Here is a 14,991-nt window from a genome sequence, read left to right on the forward strand (position 1 = left end):
TGTTCGCTTAGGTCGTCGGCGTTGGCGGCCGAAACATGCAGCCCCCGGCGCCCCCTCCATATGGCTAAAGACCCGAACGCATCTCGAAAATCATCCCCCGCCGCGCGCAAGAAGTCGACGCGGAAGAAGGTGTCCAAGGCCGCGCCCAAGCGGAGCGCCGAGTCCGTCGACGAGGGGGACGAGGGCGACGACCTCGCTGGCGCCGGGTCCTCGCACGGCAAGCACCTGGTCATCGTGGAGTCGCCCGCCAAGGCGAAGACGATCAACCGCTACCTCGGGTCGGGCTACATCGTGAAAGCGTCGGTCGGGCACGTGCGCGACCTGCCCGAGAAAGCGGTGAAGGGCGACAAGTCCCCGGTCCCGGGCGTCGACCTCGAGCACGACTTCGAACCGACCTACCAGGTCCTTTCCGGGAAGAACAAGACCGTCAGCGAGCTGAAGCGTGCGGCGAAGGGCGCGTCGGACATCTGGTTCGCGACCGACCTTGACCGCGAGGGCGAGGCGATCGCCTGGCACCTGGCGCACATCCTGGGCGTGCGGCCGGATCAGGCGAAGCGCGTGGTCTTCAACGCGATCACCGCGACGGAGATCAAGCGCGCGTTCTCGACGCCCCGCTCGATCGATCAGAACAAAGTCGACGCGCAGCAGGCCCGGCGCGTGCTGGACCGCATCGTGGGGTACCAGGTCTCGCCCCTGCTGTGGAAGAAGGTCGCGCGAGGGCTGTCCGCCGGTCGCGTGCAGAGCGTCGCGGTCCGGCTGATCGTCGATCGCGAGCGAGAGATCCGCGCGTTCATCCCCGAGGAATACTGGAAGATCGACGCCAGGTTCGCGCTCAGGCCCGAGGACGCGGCGAAGCTCGCGGTCGCGTGGCCCGACTTCCTCGCCGAGTGCGACGACAAGGGCAACCCCCCCACCGTCAAGGCGCAGAACGCGTGGCTCTCGTCGCGCAGCGCTCTCAGCGCCGAGCTGGTCGAGATCGGCGGCGAGAAGTTCGAACTCACGTCCGAGGGTCTGAAGGGCGCGACCGAGGGCAAGGTCGATCTGACGGCGCGCGTGCGTGAGATCGCCGAGCGCGCCGGGCTGACCGACCTGTCCGTCGAGACGGTCGAGAACCAGGATGGCAAGGGCCCGGCGCGGTTCCATCGCACCGTCTTCGGGCGCATCGACACCAGCACACCGTACTCGATCCGCTCGATCGAAACGAAGCGCACCACCACGCGTCCCTCGGCGCCGTTCATCACCTCGACGCTCCAGCAGGCGGCGTCCTCGCGCCTGGGCTTCGGCGCACAGCGCACCATGCGCGCCGCCCAGAACCTGTACGAGGGCGTGGAGCTGCGCGGCGTCGGCGCCGTCGGCCTCATCACGTACATGCGAACCGACTCGACGCACCTGTCGCGCGACGCGATCGACATGGCGCGCGGGTACATCGAGAAGGCCTTCGGCGACAAGTACCTGCCCGAGAAGCCCAACTTCTTCTCCTCCTCGAACAAAGCGGCGCAGGAAGCCCACGAGGCCATCAGGCCGACCTCCCTCGACCACTCCCCGGACCGCGTCGCCGCCGACCTGCGCAAGCACCGCAACGGCGAGGACATGCTCAAGGTCTACCGCATCATCTGGGAGCGGTTCGTCGCCTGCCAGATGACGCCGGCTCAGTGGGATTCGACGACCGTGCTGATCGAGGGCGGGAAGGACGCGCGTAACCCGCTCGTCTTCAAGGCCACGGGCCGCACGCTCGTGTTCGACGGGTTTTATAAGGTTTCGGGCGTGCCGGTCGCCAGCGACGAGCAGGTCCTTCCCGAGCTGCGCGAGAAGCAGCCCCTCGCGCCCTTCAGCGTCGAGCCCCAGCAGAAGTTCACCTCGCCGCCGCCCCGCTACAGCGAGGCTTCGCTGATCAAGACGCTCGAGAGCGAGGGCATCGGGCGCCCTTCGACCTACGCGTCGATCATCCAGGTGATCCAGGACCGCAAGTACGCCGAGCAGGTCGATCGTCGCTTCTACGCGACCGATCTGGGCGAGGTGGTCACCGACAAACTGATCGAGGCCTTCCCCGAGATCATGCAGGTCGGCTACACGCGCGACCTGGAAGACGAACTCGACAAGATCGAGAGCGACAAGCTCGACTGGGTCGAGGTCCTGCGCCGCTTTTACGGGCCCTTCAAGAAGCAGCTCGGCGAGGCGCTCGAGCACCTCACCCACGCGAAAGCGGAGACGCAGCCGGCGCCAAAGGAATACCGCTGCGAGAAATGCGGCGCCGACCTCGTGTACCGCTTCGGCAAGAACGGTCGCTTCCTGTCGTGCTCGCGCTATCCGGAGTGCGACTACGCGTGCCCGTGCGATCGCGAGGGCAGGCCGCAGAAGATCGAGACCGCGAACATCGCGTGCCACAAGTGCGGCGCCGCGATGACCAAGCGCACCGGTCGCTTCGGCCCGTTCCTGGGCTGCTCGCGATACCCCGACTGCGACGGCATCCTGAAACTCGACAAGAAGGGCCATGTCCTCGCGCCCCAGCCCCCGGCGCTGATGACCGACCTGCCCTGCCCGAAGGACCAGAAGCCCCTCGTGCTGCGCAACGGCGTGCGCGGGCCCTGGCTGTCGTGCTCGAATTTCCCCAAGTGCCGCGGACGCGGCAAGTGGGCCGAACTCCCCGACGAGGTGCGCGCGAAGTGGGAGAAAGCACTCGCTGCCCACGAGAAGGAACACCCGATCCCGATCATCCGCGACATGGAGGGAAACCCCCTCACCGACGCCAAGGGCAAGCCGCTCGACGCGGGCGACGATTCACCCGAGCCCAAGCGCGGACGCGGGCGCACGCGAGGCGGGTCCGCCGGGCGCTCGAGCGCATCGACCGGCGACGCTTCGCCCGACGACGACTCCAACGAGCAGGCGGCCTGAGCGGCGATGGGCGGCGAGCTGGCGCATCGCGTGCAGACCGCCTTCGCCCGGCTCGGTCTGGGTCAGGACTGGACGATGATCATCCTGGGCGCCGGCGCAGGCGTCGTGACGGCGCTGGGCGCGATCGGCTTCATCGAACTGGTCCACCTCTTCGAGCGCCTCGCGCGAAACGCGCAGGTCGGGCTCCCGCTGCTCCTGCTCCCGCTCATCCCCATGCTCGGCGCACTGCTCACCGCGCTGCTGGTGCGATACGGCGCGCGCGAAGCCCAGGGCCACGGCGTCCCCGAGGTCATGGACGCCGTCATCCGTCGCCAGGGCAAGGTCAGGCCACGCCTCGCGGTCGTGAAGTCGCTCGCGAGCGCGTGCACGATCGGCTCGGGCGGATCGGCCGGCGCCGAGGGGCCGATCGTCCAGATCGGAGCCGCGCTGGGCTCGGGCCTCGCGCAGCTCCTGAAGATCAGCCGCGAGCAGGCGACGACACTGCTTGGGTGCGGCGCCGCGGCGGGGATCGCGAGCGTGTTCAACGCGCCAATCGCGGGCGTGTTCTTCGTGCTCGAGATCCTTCTGCGCGACTTCTCGCTCAAGACATTCACCCCCATCGTGGTCGCGAGCGTGTTCTCCGCGGCGGTCACGCAGGCGGTGCTCGGGCAGAACGAGGCGATCTTCGCCGCCGGCGACGAGCTGCAGCGCTATGTCTTCACGCTGAGCGAGCTGCCGAGTTATGTCGTGCTCGGGCTGGTCTGCGGGGCGGTCGCCGTGGCGTTCGCGAAGACGCTCTACAAGTCCGAGGACTTGTTCGAGAAAATGCGCCTGCACCCGCTGCTGAAGCCGGTCCTGGGCGCGCTGCTTCTGGGCGCGCTGGGCGTCGCGTTCATGGTCACCCCCGGGCTGCACGGCGACGAGCCGATCCCGGCCTTCTTCGGCAATGGGTACGACTCGATCCGCGCGCTCCTCGACCCGGTCTCGTACACGAGCGCCACGAACCACGCCAGCGGGCCGAGCGCGAACCGGGGCATCCACGGCCTCGGCGACGCCGGATTCGCCGGCGCGATCCCGGTCGCGATGTGGGCGCTGCTCCTGCTGTGCGCGTGCAAGATCGTCGCGACGAGTCTTACCCTCGGCTCTGGTGGATCGGGCGGGGTGTTCGCCCCCTCGCTCTTCATCGGCGCCGCCGCCGGCGCCGCGTTCGGCGTGGGACTCGATCACCTTGGCCTCCTCCCCGAGGGCGGCTCGCCCGCGGCGTACGCGCTCGTCGGCATGGCAGCCGTCGTCGCGGGGACCACCCACGCGCCGCTCACCGCGATGCTGATGCTCTTCGAGATCACGCGCGATGTGTACGTCCTTCTTCCCATCATGCTGGCGGCGGTGGTGAGCACGGTCGTCGCGCAACTGCTCGCGCGAGACTCCATCTATTCCCTCAAGCTGCGCAGGAAGGGCGTGCGCCTCGGCTCGGCCGGTGACTGGACGATCCTGCGAAAGCTCATCGCCAGCGACGCAGACATCGTGCCCGGCGTCGCGGTGAACCCCGACGATCCGCTGAGCGCGCTCATCACGCTCGCCGAGCGCTACCGGCTCGAGGATTTCGTCGTCGTAGACAAGGCGGGGCACTACGCCGGCGTCGTGACGGGCCAGGACCTTCGCACGGCCCTCATCGAGCGCGAGGCGCTGCCGCTGCTCGTGGTCTCCGAGGTCATGCGCACCGACCTCCCGACGGTCCACCCCGACGAGCCGCTCGACTCGGTCATGGCGAAGTTCTCGACCCACGACGCCGCGTCGCTGGCGGTGCTCAGCGCAGACGGTTCCAGGAAGGTCGAGGGGGTCTTGACACGATCGAACCTCATGTCACGCTACCAGCGCGCACTCGCGGAGACGGCCTGACGGTGGACAACGAAACTCACCACGAGCACCCCCCGACGACGGACGACACCTCGCGGGTCTTCGTCTTCCGGAGGCGCCATCGGCTCTCGCAGAACCGCGAGTTCCAGTCCGTCTACGACAAGGGCGTCCGGCGCGTGAACGGCCCGCTCGCGGTCTACGGCGTGCCCAACGACCTGCCCCACGCCCGCCTAGGGATCTCGGTCGGCAAAAGATTGGGCAACGCTGTCCGGCGCAGCCGCATGAAGCGGATGCTCCGGGAGTCTTTCCGGCTGCTGCGCGTCGAGATGCCCCCGGGGTATGACCTGGTGATCTCGGTGCGCCCCCACCGGCCGCTGCCGCTGGAGCGGTACATCGACGCGGTTCGTGACTGCTGGAAGAGCATCGACCGAGAGTGGAAGCGACGCGGGTCGTCGGCGTCGTGAACGCGTCGCCGCCGGACGAGTCGCGTCCCGGTCGCCCCGGCGCTCTTGGGCGCCTGCTCGCGCTCCCTCTGCTCGGGCTGGTGCGCGTGTACCAGGTGCTGCTGTCGCCCCTGATGGGCGGGCACTGCCGCTTCCACCCCTCGTGCAGCCGTTACGCGGCGGAGGCCCTGCACTCCCACGGGGCGTTCCGGGGCTCGTGGCTGGCGGCCAGGCGCCTCGCGAAGTGCCACCCCTTCGGCAGCTCCGGCTACGACCCGGTCCCCCCTGCCGACCACCAGCCCGGGCCGGGGCCCGCGGCTTGCGGCGATCGGCCCAGCGCGCCGCCAAAGGGAACCACAGAAGACGCCGATGCGTAAGTTTGCATAGACTTACCTCAGCGAAGCCGATGAGCAGACTCCCAGCAGCACAACGCAAAGAGCAGTTGCTCGACACCGCCGCGACGCTCTTCGCGGAGCGCGGCTATGCCGGCGCGACGACCGCGGAGCTCGCGAAGGCCGCCGGCGTCACCGAGCCCATTATCTACCGGCATTTCGAGTCCAAACGCGATCTCTTCGTCGCTCTGATCGACCGCACCGGCCAACGCACCATCGACCAGTGGGACCGTGAACTCTCGAGCGCAGCCGACCCGGCAGAGCGCCTCAAGCGACTCATCGGCGCCAACCCGATGGTCTCCGAAAAGGGCCGGGGCGTGTATCGCGTCATCGTGCAGGCGATGACCGAGATCGAGGACCCCGAGATCAAGGCCGCCATCGTGCGCCATATCGAGGCCCTCCACCGCTTCCTCGCCAGCGAGGTCGCCAAGGCCCAGGACGAGGGCGTGGTCAGCCGCGCGTTCTCGCCCGAGATCACCGGCTGGATGCTGCTCCACCTCGGGCTTGGTTATGGGATCCTCGCCCCGCTCGGCGTGCCCATGCACGCCCGTGACGAGTCGGGCGCCCACGTCCGCGATGTCATCTCGCGGATCATGCTCGTCGGGGTTCGCAGAATGGAGCAGGGCGAGTAAACTTGGCGGAAGGCAAGAGGCACGAGGCACATGGCATGAGGCCCGTGCCTCGGACCCGCTCTCCTCTTCCCGTCTGCCTCTTGCCCCGTGCCTCTTGCCCTCCCCCCGATGATTTACCTCGACAACAACGCGACGACCCGCCCGCTCGACCCCGTCGTGCGTGCGATGCACGACGCGCTCACCGTGTGCTGGCACAACCCCTCGTCCGTCCATCGCGCAGGGCAGGCGGCGCGCCAGAAGGTCGAACTCGCACGGCGCGCCGTCGCCGACCTCATCGGCGCCAAGCCGATGGAAGTCGTCTTCACCTCGGGGGGCACCGAGTCCATCGATATGGCGATCCGCGGCGCGCTCTACGCCGCCCCGCGCTCGCGCCGCGCCATCGTCACCTCCCCCATCGAGCACAGCGCGATCAAGAAACTCGTCAAGACGCTCGAAGCCCGCGGCGAGGCGGACATCCGCTGGCTCCCGGTCGATCACTCCGGCGTCGTCAACCTCGACGCCGCCCGCGCGCTCATCGACGACTCCGTCGCGCTCGTCAGCGTCCAGTGGGCCAACAACGAGACCGGCGCGATCCAGCCCGTCGACGAACTCGGCGAACTGGCCCACGAGCACGGCGCGGTGTTCCACTGCGACGGCACGCAGTGGGTCGGCAAGATGCCCACCGATGTCGCCGGCACGAACATCGACCTGCTCACCTGCGCCGCGCACAAGATGCACGGGCCCAAGGGGGTCGGCGCGCTCTACGCGCGCAAGGGCGTGCGCATCGCCTGCGTCCTCCACGGCGCGCAGGAGCTCTCGCGCCGTGGCGGCACCGAGAATGTCCCGGGCATCGTCGGCTTCGGCGAAGCCGCCAAGCTCGCCGGCGAATGGCTCGCCGAGCCCGCCAACCTCGCCGGCGTCGTGCGACTTCGCGAACGCTTCGAGCGCGCGGTCCTCGAGCGCGTCCCCGGCGCGAAGATCAACGGCCCAGCCGACCCGGCGCAGCGCCTGTGGTCCACCAGCAACATCGCCTTCCCGTGCGCGCCGGGCGCCGACAGCGAGCTCATGATCCTGCTGCTCTCGGAGCGCGGCGTGTGCGCCTCGGCCGGCTCGGCCTGCTCGTCGGGCAGCATGGAGTCCAGCAGCGTCCTCGCGGCGATGGGCCTCGAAGACTGCCGCGTGCACCAGTCGATCAGGTTCTCGATCTGCCGCGAGACGACCACCGCCGAACTCGACGAAGCGGTCGAGGTCGTCGCGCAGTGCGCCGCGCGACTGGGGTATGTGCACGCCTGAACGGCGCGATCACGCGTCGGTGCGATCGATCACCGGATAGTTCTCGCGCTCGCCTCGACCGCGCAGGGGGTAGTCCTTGCGCAGCGGGTGGGCGGGGAAGTCCTTCCAGGTAAGGATGCGGCGCAGGTCCGGGTGATTGCGGAAGCGGATGCCGAACATGTCGAACACCTCGCGCTCGGTCCACTCGGCGCCGGGCCACAGATCGCAGACACTGTCGACGACGAGCGCCGGGTCTTCCGCGATGCCTTCGGTGGGGATCGACGGGTTGAGGAACACCTTGACGAAGAAGCGATCGGCGCGCTCGTACGCGCACAGGTTGTACACGACGGCGAAGCGCCCGGGCTGCTCGGTGGGGTAGTTCAGGTAATCGACGCCCACGACATCGGAGAGGAAGTTGAACGCGCAGCGCGGGTCGTCGCGCAGGAACTTCATCACCGCGTGCAGGTCGCGCGGCTCCACGACGAGCGTGCTCTGCCCTCGGAACTCGGTCCCGCGCAGCGTCGAGCCCGGAAAGGCCTGCTTCACGAGCGCGAAGGCGGGATGGTCGAGCGAGGGACGCGCCTGGGGGGTGGTCTGAGCCATGGGTCGGGAGTGTAGAGACCCGGCGCGGATTTCGCAGAGCCGCTCCAGCGAAGAATGCGCCCCTCTGCGCGCCCCTCCCGGGATCACCATCCACACCATCTGGTGGATCCGACACACCTCATCCCCGAGGGGTAGTGATCGGGAACGCTCGCGCAAGTCTCTAGGTCCGCATCACTTACACACTCATGCGCAGGAAACGCCCGCGCCGATGGTTGCTGCATGCCCACCATGCTCGGCCTCTTCCGCACCCGACGCACCCCCGACAGCCCCTTCGAGACCTCGCCTGCCACCGAGGTCCCCAGGGAGGGCATCGACGCCGCGTCGGCGATCCTGTGCGACGAGATCCGGGCATTCAACCCCAGCGTGAGCATGGGGTACCTCGCGACCTTCGATCGGGCGTCGCTGGAGCTGTACCTGAACCACCTGACGAACGCCCGCCTGCCGCGCGGGCCCGGGTCTCGCTGGGTCCGCCCGGGGGACACCCCGGCGATGGTGTTGCGCCAGGCGCGTGACTGAGACGCCCGGCCGAGCCGGGGTCGGATCGGGGCTCACGCAGGGGGCAAACTGCATGAAATCACGGGGAAGCGTCGGACCGGATTGCCCTTTGGAGGGTCTCCGGGCCTACTATGGGCATCGCGGCGTGATCGGCGCCGCGGGCCATCTGGCGCATGCGTGAAGCGTCCAGAGGTGGGAACTCAAGAAGAACCGACGACGCGGGATTCCCTCGCGCGTCGAACACCGAAGCGAGCCACACGCGACGACGCGATCCCGAGATGACTCGGGGAACCGCGCGCCGGCGATGGGAAGCGCTGCCGCCTCCCCTCTCGTCCGCGCCACGCGAGCCGATCCGCGCTGTCGCAGGCCCCGCTGTACGAAAGGCACGAGCCATGTCCGAGTCGCTTGTTCAAGACCTGATCGAATCCGGCATTCACTTCGGCCAGCGCACCAGCAGCTGGAACCCGAAGATGGGCCAGTTCATCTACGGGAAGCGCCAGTCGATCCACGTGATCGACATCCGGGAGACCGTGAAGGGTCTCCTTCTCGCGAAGCGCTTCCTCGCGAAGACCGTCGCCGAGGGCAAGGACGTGTGCTTCGTCGGCACCAAGCGCCAGGCGAAGGAAGTCATCGAGCAGCGCGTCCCCGCCGCCGGCATGCACTTCGTCACCGAGCGCTGGCTGGGCGGCACGCTGACCAACTTCCGCACCATCCGCTCGCGCCTCAAGCGCCTCGAAGAGCTCGAGGCCATCGAGGCGAAGGACAACTTCCGCTCGTACTCGAAGAAGATGGAGAGCCAGCTCCGTCGCGAGATGAACAAGATCAAGCGCAACCTCGACGGCCTGCGCCACATGCACAAGCTGCCCGGCGCCATGGTCGTCATCGACACCAAGCGCGAGCTCAACGCCCTGCGCGAGGCCCGCAAGCTCGGCATCCCGACCATCTGTCTCATCGACACCGACGGCGACCCGGACCTGGCCGACATCGCCATCCCCGGCAACGACGACTCGATGCGCGCCATCGACGTGATCCTGCGTGAACTTTGCGCCGCGATCTCCGAGGGCAAGCAGCAGCGCCAGCTCGCCGGCGAGCGCGACGCCGAAGGCCGCCCCGAGGGCGAGGCCCGCGGCGGCGACGACGCGCGCCGACGCTCGCGCCGCTCGCAGTATCGCGCCGACGACGCGGGCGCCCCCGCCCCCGAGGGCGAGCCCGCCGACGCCGCCCGCCCGGTCGCCGCGAGGGAGTGAGGGAGAGGGCAATCGGCAATGGGCAGTCGGCAATGGGTGAAGTCGCCCAGGCCTCTGCCCGGTGTCACAGCCCCGACCCTGTCCCCCCCATTGCCCATTGCCCATTGCCGATTGCCTTCCCCGGAGAACGCCAGTGACGGTTGAGATCAACGCGAAAGATGTGATGCAGCTCCGCAACAGCACCGGGCTGCCCATGATGGACTGCAAGAAGGCCCTGATGGAGAACAACGGCGACCGCACGGCCGCCGAGGAGTGGCTCCGCAAGAAGCTCAAGGGCAAGATGGACACGCGCATGGACCGCGCCGCCGGCGAGGGTCGCATCGCGATCGCCGTCAAGGGCGGGAACGCCGCGATCCTCGAGCTCCGCGCCGAGACCGACTTCACGGCGCGCAACGAGAACTTCCTGAAGGCCGCCGACACCATCGCCGCCGAGGCCGCCGGCAAGGGCCCGGGCGAGGTGAGCGTCACCCCCGAAGCCACCAAGCTCATCGACAACCTGCGCATCAGCACGGGTGAGAACGTGTCGTTCGCCCGCGCCCACACCCTCCAGGGCGGCGCCGGCACGGTCTACGGCGTCTATGTCCACCACGACGGCAAACTCGGCGTGCTCGTCCAGGGCGAGAATGTGCCCGAGGCGCTGCTCAAGGACATCGCGATGCACGTCGCGGCGTCGCCCATCAAGCCCGAGGGTGTGAGCCCCGACGAGATCCCCGCCGCCGTCATCGAGCGCGAGAAGCGCCTCGCGATCGAGCAGGCGATGGAAAGCGGCAAGAACCGCGAGATCGCCGAGAAGATGGTCGAGGGCAAACTCCGCAAGTTCTTCGAGGACGTCGCGCTGCTCGAGCAGCCCTTCATCAAGGACCCCGAGAAGAAGATCAAGCAACTCGTCCCCTCGGGCGGCAAGGTCACCGCGTTCCTGCGCTGGCGCGTCGGCGAGCAGACCGCCTGATCTGTGACAGAACCTGTTTCACCCACAGCCCCGATCGTTCCGATCGGGGCTGTTCTTTTTCGCCTCTCTCTCCGGCCCGCTCGCCTGTCGCGCAGCGATGGGAGAGGGGGCCGGGAGAAGATCGGAGGACCGCTCTCCCCCGCTGCCTATTCCCCACTCCCCGCTCCCTTCTTCAAGCCACTTCCGCCATCCACGCCGCGAGGAGGTCGCGCGCGGCTTCGAGGTCGCGAAGGTCGACCATCTCGGTCACGGTGTGGATGTAGCGCGTGCCCACCACGAGCCCCGCGGCGCGGCAGCCCTCGCCGATCTGCTGGGCGGCGGCGCCGTCCTGCCCGCCGCGCGCGAGGATTGTTCGCTGGGTCTTGATCTTGTGCTTCTTCGCGCACGCCTCGAGTTCGTTGATGAGCCCGATGTCGCTGATGAAACTCGAGTCCATCACATGCAGGCCGGCGCCCTCGCCCTGCTTCGTGACCGCTTCGTCCTCGGGCACGCCGGGCGTGTCGCACGAGAGGGTGACATCGATGCCGATGCCCAGGTGGGGCCTGATGGCGGCGGCGGCGGTCTTGGCGCCGCGGAGGCCGACCTCCTCCTGCACGGTGAACGCGACATGCACCTCGCACGCGTGTCCCTTGGCGTTGGTGTCGAGGGCGCGGACCGACTCGATGCCCAGCCAGCACGCGACGCGGTTGTCGAGGGCCTTGCTGACCGCTTTGTTGCCCATGATCTTGAAGGGCTCTTCGAGCGTCACCATGTCGCCGATCTTCACGCGCTTCTTCACCTCGTCGCCCTCAAGGCCGGTGTCGATGAAGAACTCCTTGGTGTCGGGGATCTTCTTCTTGTCTTCCTCGCTGGCGATGTGGATGGGGCGCCCGCCGGGGTTCATCACGCCCATGAGTTCGCCCTTGTCGGTGTGGATGTGCACGCGGCGCGCGAAGAGGTTGCGCGTGTCGAAACCCCCGACGGGGTTGACGCGCACGAAGCCCTTGTCGTCGATGTAGCGCACGAGGAAGCCGATCTCGTCCATGTGGCAGGGGATCATCACGCGCGTCGCCTCGCCCTTCGACGATTTCCCTTTGGTCTTGCCCGAGCGCGGGTCGCGACGGCAGAGCAGGTTGCCCATCGGGTCCTCGCGGATCTCGTCGAACAGGCCCTTGACCTCTTTCTTGATCAGGTCGCGCACGCGGTGCTCGCGCCCGGGGACGCCGGGGGTTTCGCAGAGACGCTTGAGGAGGTCGGTGTTGAGCGAGGACGCCATAGGGAGAGACTCCGGGACAGAACGGGGGGCGAGAGACGACCCATCGCGCGTAGACTTGCGCGACGCCGCGACGGACCGGTGCGGCGAGGGAAGGAATCCGCAGATCATGGCCCGTTCCAGCCCGTTTCGCAACAAGCACGCCGAGGCCGAGGCCTCCTTCCTCACCTGGGGCCCTCCGGACGAGGGGGTCGAGATGGTCGAGACCTTCGGCGAGATCGCGTCGGAGTACGCGTCCCTTCGCAAGGGCTGCGCGCTGTTCGACATGACCAACCGGGGCACGGTCGAGGTCCGCGGCTCCGACCGGATCGCCTTCCTCAACCGGATGATCACCCAGGAGGTCAAGGACCTGCCCCCCCACCGCGTCGCCCGCTCGTTCTGGCTGAACCGGAAGGGACGCATCGACGCCGACCTTCGCGTGCTCGTTCTCGGGGACCGCGTGCTGCTCGATGTCGACTTCCTGGCGGCTTCCCGGGCGGCAACCACACTCGACGCGTTCGTGATCGCCGACGATGTGCAGATCGCCGACGCGAGCGACCGGTGGCAGCGCTTCTCGATCCACGGGCCGACGGCGCTCGACCTGCTCGGCGCGGTCGCGACGCACAAGGCCGGGGCGCCCCTGACGGACTTCACGCCCGGGGCCGCGGCGTCGGTCACGATCGCCGGCGTTGATCTGCTCGTCGACCGCCAGGACGACTGCGGCGAGACGGGCCTGCACCTCTGGGTTCCCACCGAGCACGCGGAGCGCGTCTGGACGCACCTGATCGAAGCGGGCTGCCCCCACGACGAGAACGGACAAACAGATTCGAACGGCTCGCTGGCGGCGAAGGTGCGTCTGCGCCCTTCGGGCTGGCACGCGTTCAACATCGCTCGCATCGAGGCGGGGACTCCCCTGTACAACATCGACTTCGGACAGGAATCCCTGCCCGGCGAGACGGGCGTGCTGCGCGATCGCGTGCACTTCAAGAAGGGCTGTTACCTGGGTCAGGAGGTCGTCGCGAGGATGGACGCGCTGGGCAAGCCGAAACAGATCCTCGTCGCGCTGCGCTTCGAGCCCTCGCCCGAGGGCGAGGTTGTGCAACCCCTGTCCGGCGGCCATGTCATGGCGGTGACCGAGGACAGCGCCGAGACGGTCGGCGTGATTACCAGCAGCACGATCGCGCCGATGCTGGGCGGCACGGCGGTCGCGTTCGCGCAGGTGCGCACCAAGTGGGCCGAGAACCCGGCGGCGTCGTTCGAGGTCGCGGCGGAGGGCGTGCGCGTGCGTGCGCGACTGCAGCCGGGGCTGCGTTTCTGGTCGAGGGACGGCGCGTGAGCGACATCGCTCCCCTGCTGTCGGTGAAGGACCTCTGCGTGCACTTCCCGGTGCGCAGCGGCGTGCTGCAGCGCGTCACGGACCGTGTCCGCGCCGTCGACGGCGTGTCGTTCGATCTGGCCGCGGGCGAGACGCTCGGGCTGGTGGGCGAATCCGGTTCGGGCAAGACGACGGTCGGGCGCGCGGTGCTGCGCCTGATCGAAGCGACCTCGGGGAGCGTGCGCTACGACGGGCGCGATGTCCTCGCGGCGGGGCGCTCAGCGATGCACGCGCTGCGGCGCGACATGCAGATCGTCTTCCAGGACCCGGCCGGCGCGCTCAACCCGCGCATGCGCGTCTGGCAGATCGTCAGCGAGCCCCTCCGGGTCCACGGGGTTTCGCGCTCCACGCGCGAGCTTCGCGCGAAGTCCGCCGACCTGCTCGAGCGCTGCGGCATGCCGGCGTCGAGCGCCGACCGATATCCCCACGAGTTCTCCGGGGGCCAGCGCCAGCGCATCGTCATCGCTCGCGCTCTGGCGCTGCGCCCGAAGTTCATGGTCCTCGACGAGCCGACCAGCGCGCTCGATGTCTCGGTGCAGGCGCAGATCCTGAACCTGCTGAAGGACCTGCAGCGCGACTTCGGGTTGTCGTACTTGTTCATCAGCCACGACATGGCGGTGATCGCGCACATGTGCGATCGCATCGCGGTGATGCTGCGGGGCAAGATCGTCGAGGAGGGCCGGCGCGACCGCATCCTCAACGACGCGTCGCACGAGTACACGCGGTCGCTGCTCGCGGCGGCGCCCGACGCCAACGCCGCGTGATCATCGCGCGAGCCCGAGCGCGACCCGGCGCTTCCGCTGCGCACGCCACGCCTGACGCGCCACGAACACGCCGATCCCCACCGACCACGCGGCCAGCATGTACGCGTCGATCGCCGGGAACGCCGGGCGCACCCGCGACGTCAGGGGCATCAGCGCCAGCGCCGGCAGAAACGCGGTGACGGGCCCGAAGAACGCTGCGCCCAGCAGGAACCACCCCGCCAGCGCGAGCCGTGAATCCCGGAAGTGGCCCCGTCGCTCTCGCCCTCGCTCCGGCGCCTCGGCGACATCGACGGGCGCGGGGAGCCGCTCCCGGATGTTGTACGCCAGGAACGACCACGAGAAGACCCACAGCGACACCATGACCGTCATCTCGGGGCGCCCCATCGGCGCGCCGATCAGCGACGCGATCACCACGGGGACCGGCGATGTCAGCAGCCCCCCGACAGCGCCCATCGCGAAGGCGATCGGAGCAGGAAGCCCGCGCCGGCGAGTGAAGACCCCATCGTCGTCGTCGTCGCTGCTCCCGACCGGATCGCCGACATCGGCCTGGGCCGCGACCTCACGCCAATCCGCGGCACGCCCGGAAGCGGCCGCTTCGTCGAGGGCCGCCTTCGCACGCTCGAGGTCCCCCCGCTTCACAAAGACATCGTACGGGTACCCGAGCGCCGGGCCGATGTGCCAGAGTGTGCTCGCCGCCGTGGTCACCGTGCGGACCTCGATCCCCGCGGCCCGCACGACGGACGCTTTGAGCTCGGCTTCGAACTCGTTGGCGCATCGCGCGAGCAGCACGGGGTCGTTCGGGTCGTCCTTGGGCATGTACAGAGCGTATCGGCTTGGAGGGCGAACGGGCTGAGCGCGACCCCCTTCACCCGTGGGTGAGG

14 protein-coding genes are annotated in these 14,991 nt (G+C 68.8%); 11 read left to right on the forward strand and 3 right to left on the reverse strand.

Going from position 1 to position 14,991, the window contains the following annotated elements; genetic code table 11:
• Positions 1 to 60: 60 nt before the first annotated feature.
• The 6 genes from KF684_01460 to KF684_01485 all read left to right on the forward strand — a co-directional run bounded on the left by KF684_01460 (position 61) and on the right by KF684_01485 (position 7,467).
• Positions 61 to 2,892: a topoisomerase DNA-binding C4 zinc finger domain-containing protein gene (locus KF684_01460; protein ID MBX3351574.1), complete on the forward strand. Its 2,832-nt coding sequence runs from the start codon at positions 61 to 63 to the stop codon at positions 2,890 to 2,892.
• 6 nt (positions 2,893 to 2,898) lie between these two features.
• Complete coding sequence (locus tag KF684_01465; protein MBX3351575.1) at positions 2,899 to 4,770, forward strand: chloride channel protein; 1,872 nt, start codon at positions 2,899 to 2,901, stop codon at positions 4,768 to 4,770.
• Between the two features lie 2 nt (positions 4,771 to 4,772).
• On the forward strand, positions 4,773 to 5,192 hold the full coding sequence (gene rnpA / locus KF684_01470) for a ribonuclease P protein component (protein ID MBX3351576.1): 420 nt from the start codon (positions 4,773 to 4,775) through the stop codon (positions 5,190 to 5,192).
• Between the two features lie 113 nt (positions 5,193 to 5,305).
• On the forward strand, positions 5,306 to 5,548 hold the full coding sequence (gene yidD, locus KF684_01475) for a membrane protein insertion efficiency factor YidD (protein ID MBX3351577.1): 243 nt from the start codon (positions 5,306 to 5,308) through the stop codon (positions 5,546 to 5,548).
• Positions 5,549 to 5,577: 29 nt separating this feature from the next.
• On the forward strand, positions 5,578 to 6,195 hold the full coding sequence (locus tag KF684_01480) for a TetR/AcrR family transcriptional regulator (protein ID MBX3351578.1): 618 nt from the start codon (positions 5,578 to 5,580) through the stop codon (positions 6,193 to 6,195).
• Positions 6,196 to 6,303: 108 nt separating this feature from the next.
• Positions 6,304 to 7,467, forward strand: coding sequence for a cysteine desulfurase (locus KF684_01485; protein ID MBX3351579.1), 1,164 nt, complete (start codon positions 6,304 to 6,306; stop codon positions 7,465 to 7,467).
• Positions 7,468 to 7,476: 9 nt separating this feature from the next.
• On the opposite strand, the gene KF684_01490 is transcribed toward KF684_01485, so the two are convergent.
• Positions 7,477 to 8,049 carry an NADH-quinone oxidoreductase subunit C gene (locus KF684_01490; GenBank protein MBX3351580.1) on the reverse strand — a complete coding sequence of 191 codons (573 nt, stop codon included), beginning with the start codon at positions 8,047 to 8,049 and terminating at the stop codon, positions 7,477 to 7,479.
• A gap of 219 nt (positions 8,050 to 8,268) precedes the next feature.
• On the opposite strand from KF684_01490, the gene KF684_01495 reads away from it, so the two are divergent.
• The 3 genes from KF684_01495 to tsf all read left to right on the forward strand — a co-directional run bounded on the left by KF684_01495 (position 8,269) and on the right by tsf (position 10,740).
• The gene (locus KF684_01495) at positions 8,269 to 8,565 is read left to right on the forward strand and encodes a hypothetical protein (GenBank protein MBX3351581.1); all 297 of its coding nucleotides are present in this window, start codon (positions 8,269 to 8,271) and stop codon (positions 8,563 to 8,565) included.
• Between the two features lie 371 nt (positions 8,566 to 8,936).
• Positions 8,937 to 9,791 carry a 30S ribosomal protein S2 gene (gene rpsB / locus KF684_01500; GenBank protein ID MBX3351582.1) on the forward strand — a complete coding sequence of 285 codons (855 nt, stop codon included), beginning with the start codon at positions 8,937 to 8,939 and terminating at the stop codon, positions 9,789 to 9,791.
• Between the two features lie 133 nt (positions 9,792 to 9,924).
• Positions 9,925 to 10,740 (forward strand): translation elongation factor Ts, encoded by an 816-nt coding sequence (tsf, locus tag KF684_01505; protein ID MBX3351583.1) that lies wholly within the window; start codon positions 9,925 to 9,927, stop codon positions 10,738 to 10,740.
• Between the two features lie 172 nt (positions 10,741 to 10,912).
• Here the strand turns inward: tsf and KF684_01510 are convergent, their stop codons facing one another.
• Complete coding sequence (locus KF684_01510; GenBank protein MBX3351584.1) at positions 10,913 to 11,995, reverse strand: M42 family metallopeptidase; 1,083 nt, start codon at positions 11,993 to 11,995, stop codon at positions 10,913 to 10,915.
• A 106-nt stretch (positions 11,996 to 12,101) separates the two neighbouring features.
• Here KF684_01510 and KF684_01515 point away from each other — a divergent pair, with 106 nt between their 5' ends.
• Together KF684_01515 and KF684_01520 are read left to right on the forward strand one after the other, a co-directional pair.
• Complete coding sequence (locus KF684_01515) at positions 12,102 to 13,307, forward strand: aminomethyltransferase family protein (GenBank protein ID MBX3351585.1); 1,206 nt, start codon at positions 12,102 to 12,104, stop codon at positions 13,305 to 13,307.
• The gene (locus KF684_01520) at positions 13,286 to 14,110 is read left to right on the forward strand and encodes an ABC transporter ATP-binding protein (GenBank protein ID MBX3351586.1); all 825 of its coding nucleotides are present in this window, start codon (positions 13,286 to 13,288) and stop codon (positions 14,108 to 14,110) included. The genes KF684_01515 and KF684_01520 overlap by 22 nt, the downstream gene beginning before the upstream one ends.
• On the opposite strand, the gene KF684_01525 is transcribed toward KF684_01520, so the two are convergent.
• Positions 14,111 to 14,926 (reverse strand): hypothetical protein, encoded by an 816-nt coding sequence (locus KF684_01525; GenBank protein MBX3351587.1) that lies wholly within the window; start codon positions 14,924 to 14,926, stop codon positions 14,111 to 14,113.
• Positions 14,927 to 14,991: the final 65 nt, after the last annotated feature.

It is taken from the genome of Phycisphaeraceae bacterium (genome assembly GCA_019636675.1).
Classification (GTDB): domain Bacteria; phylum Planctomycetota; class Phycisphaerae; order Phycisphaerales; family UBA1924; genus JAHBXC01.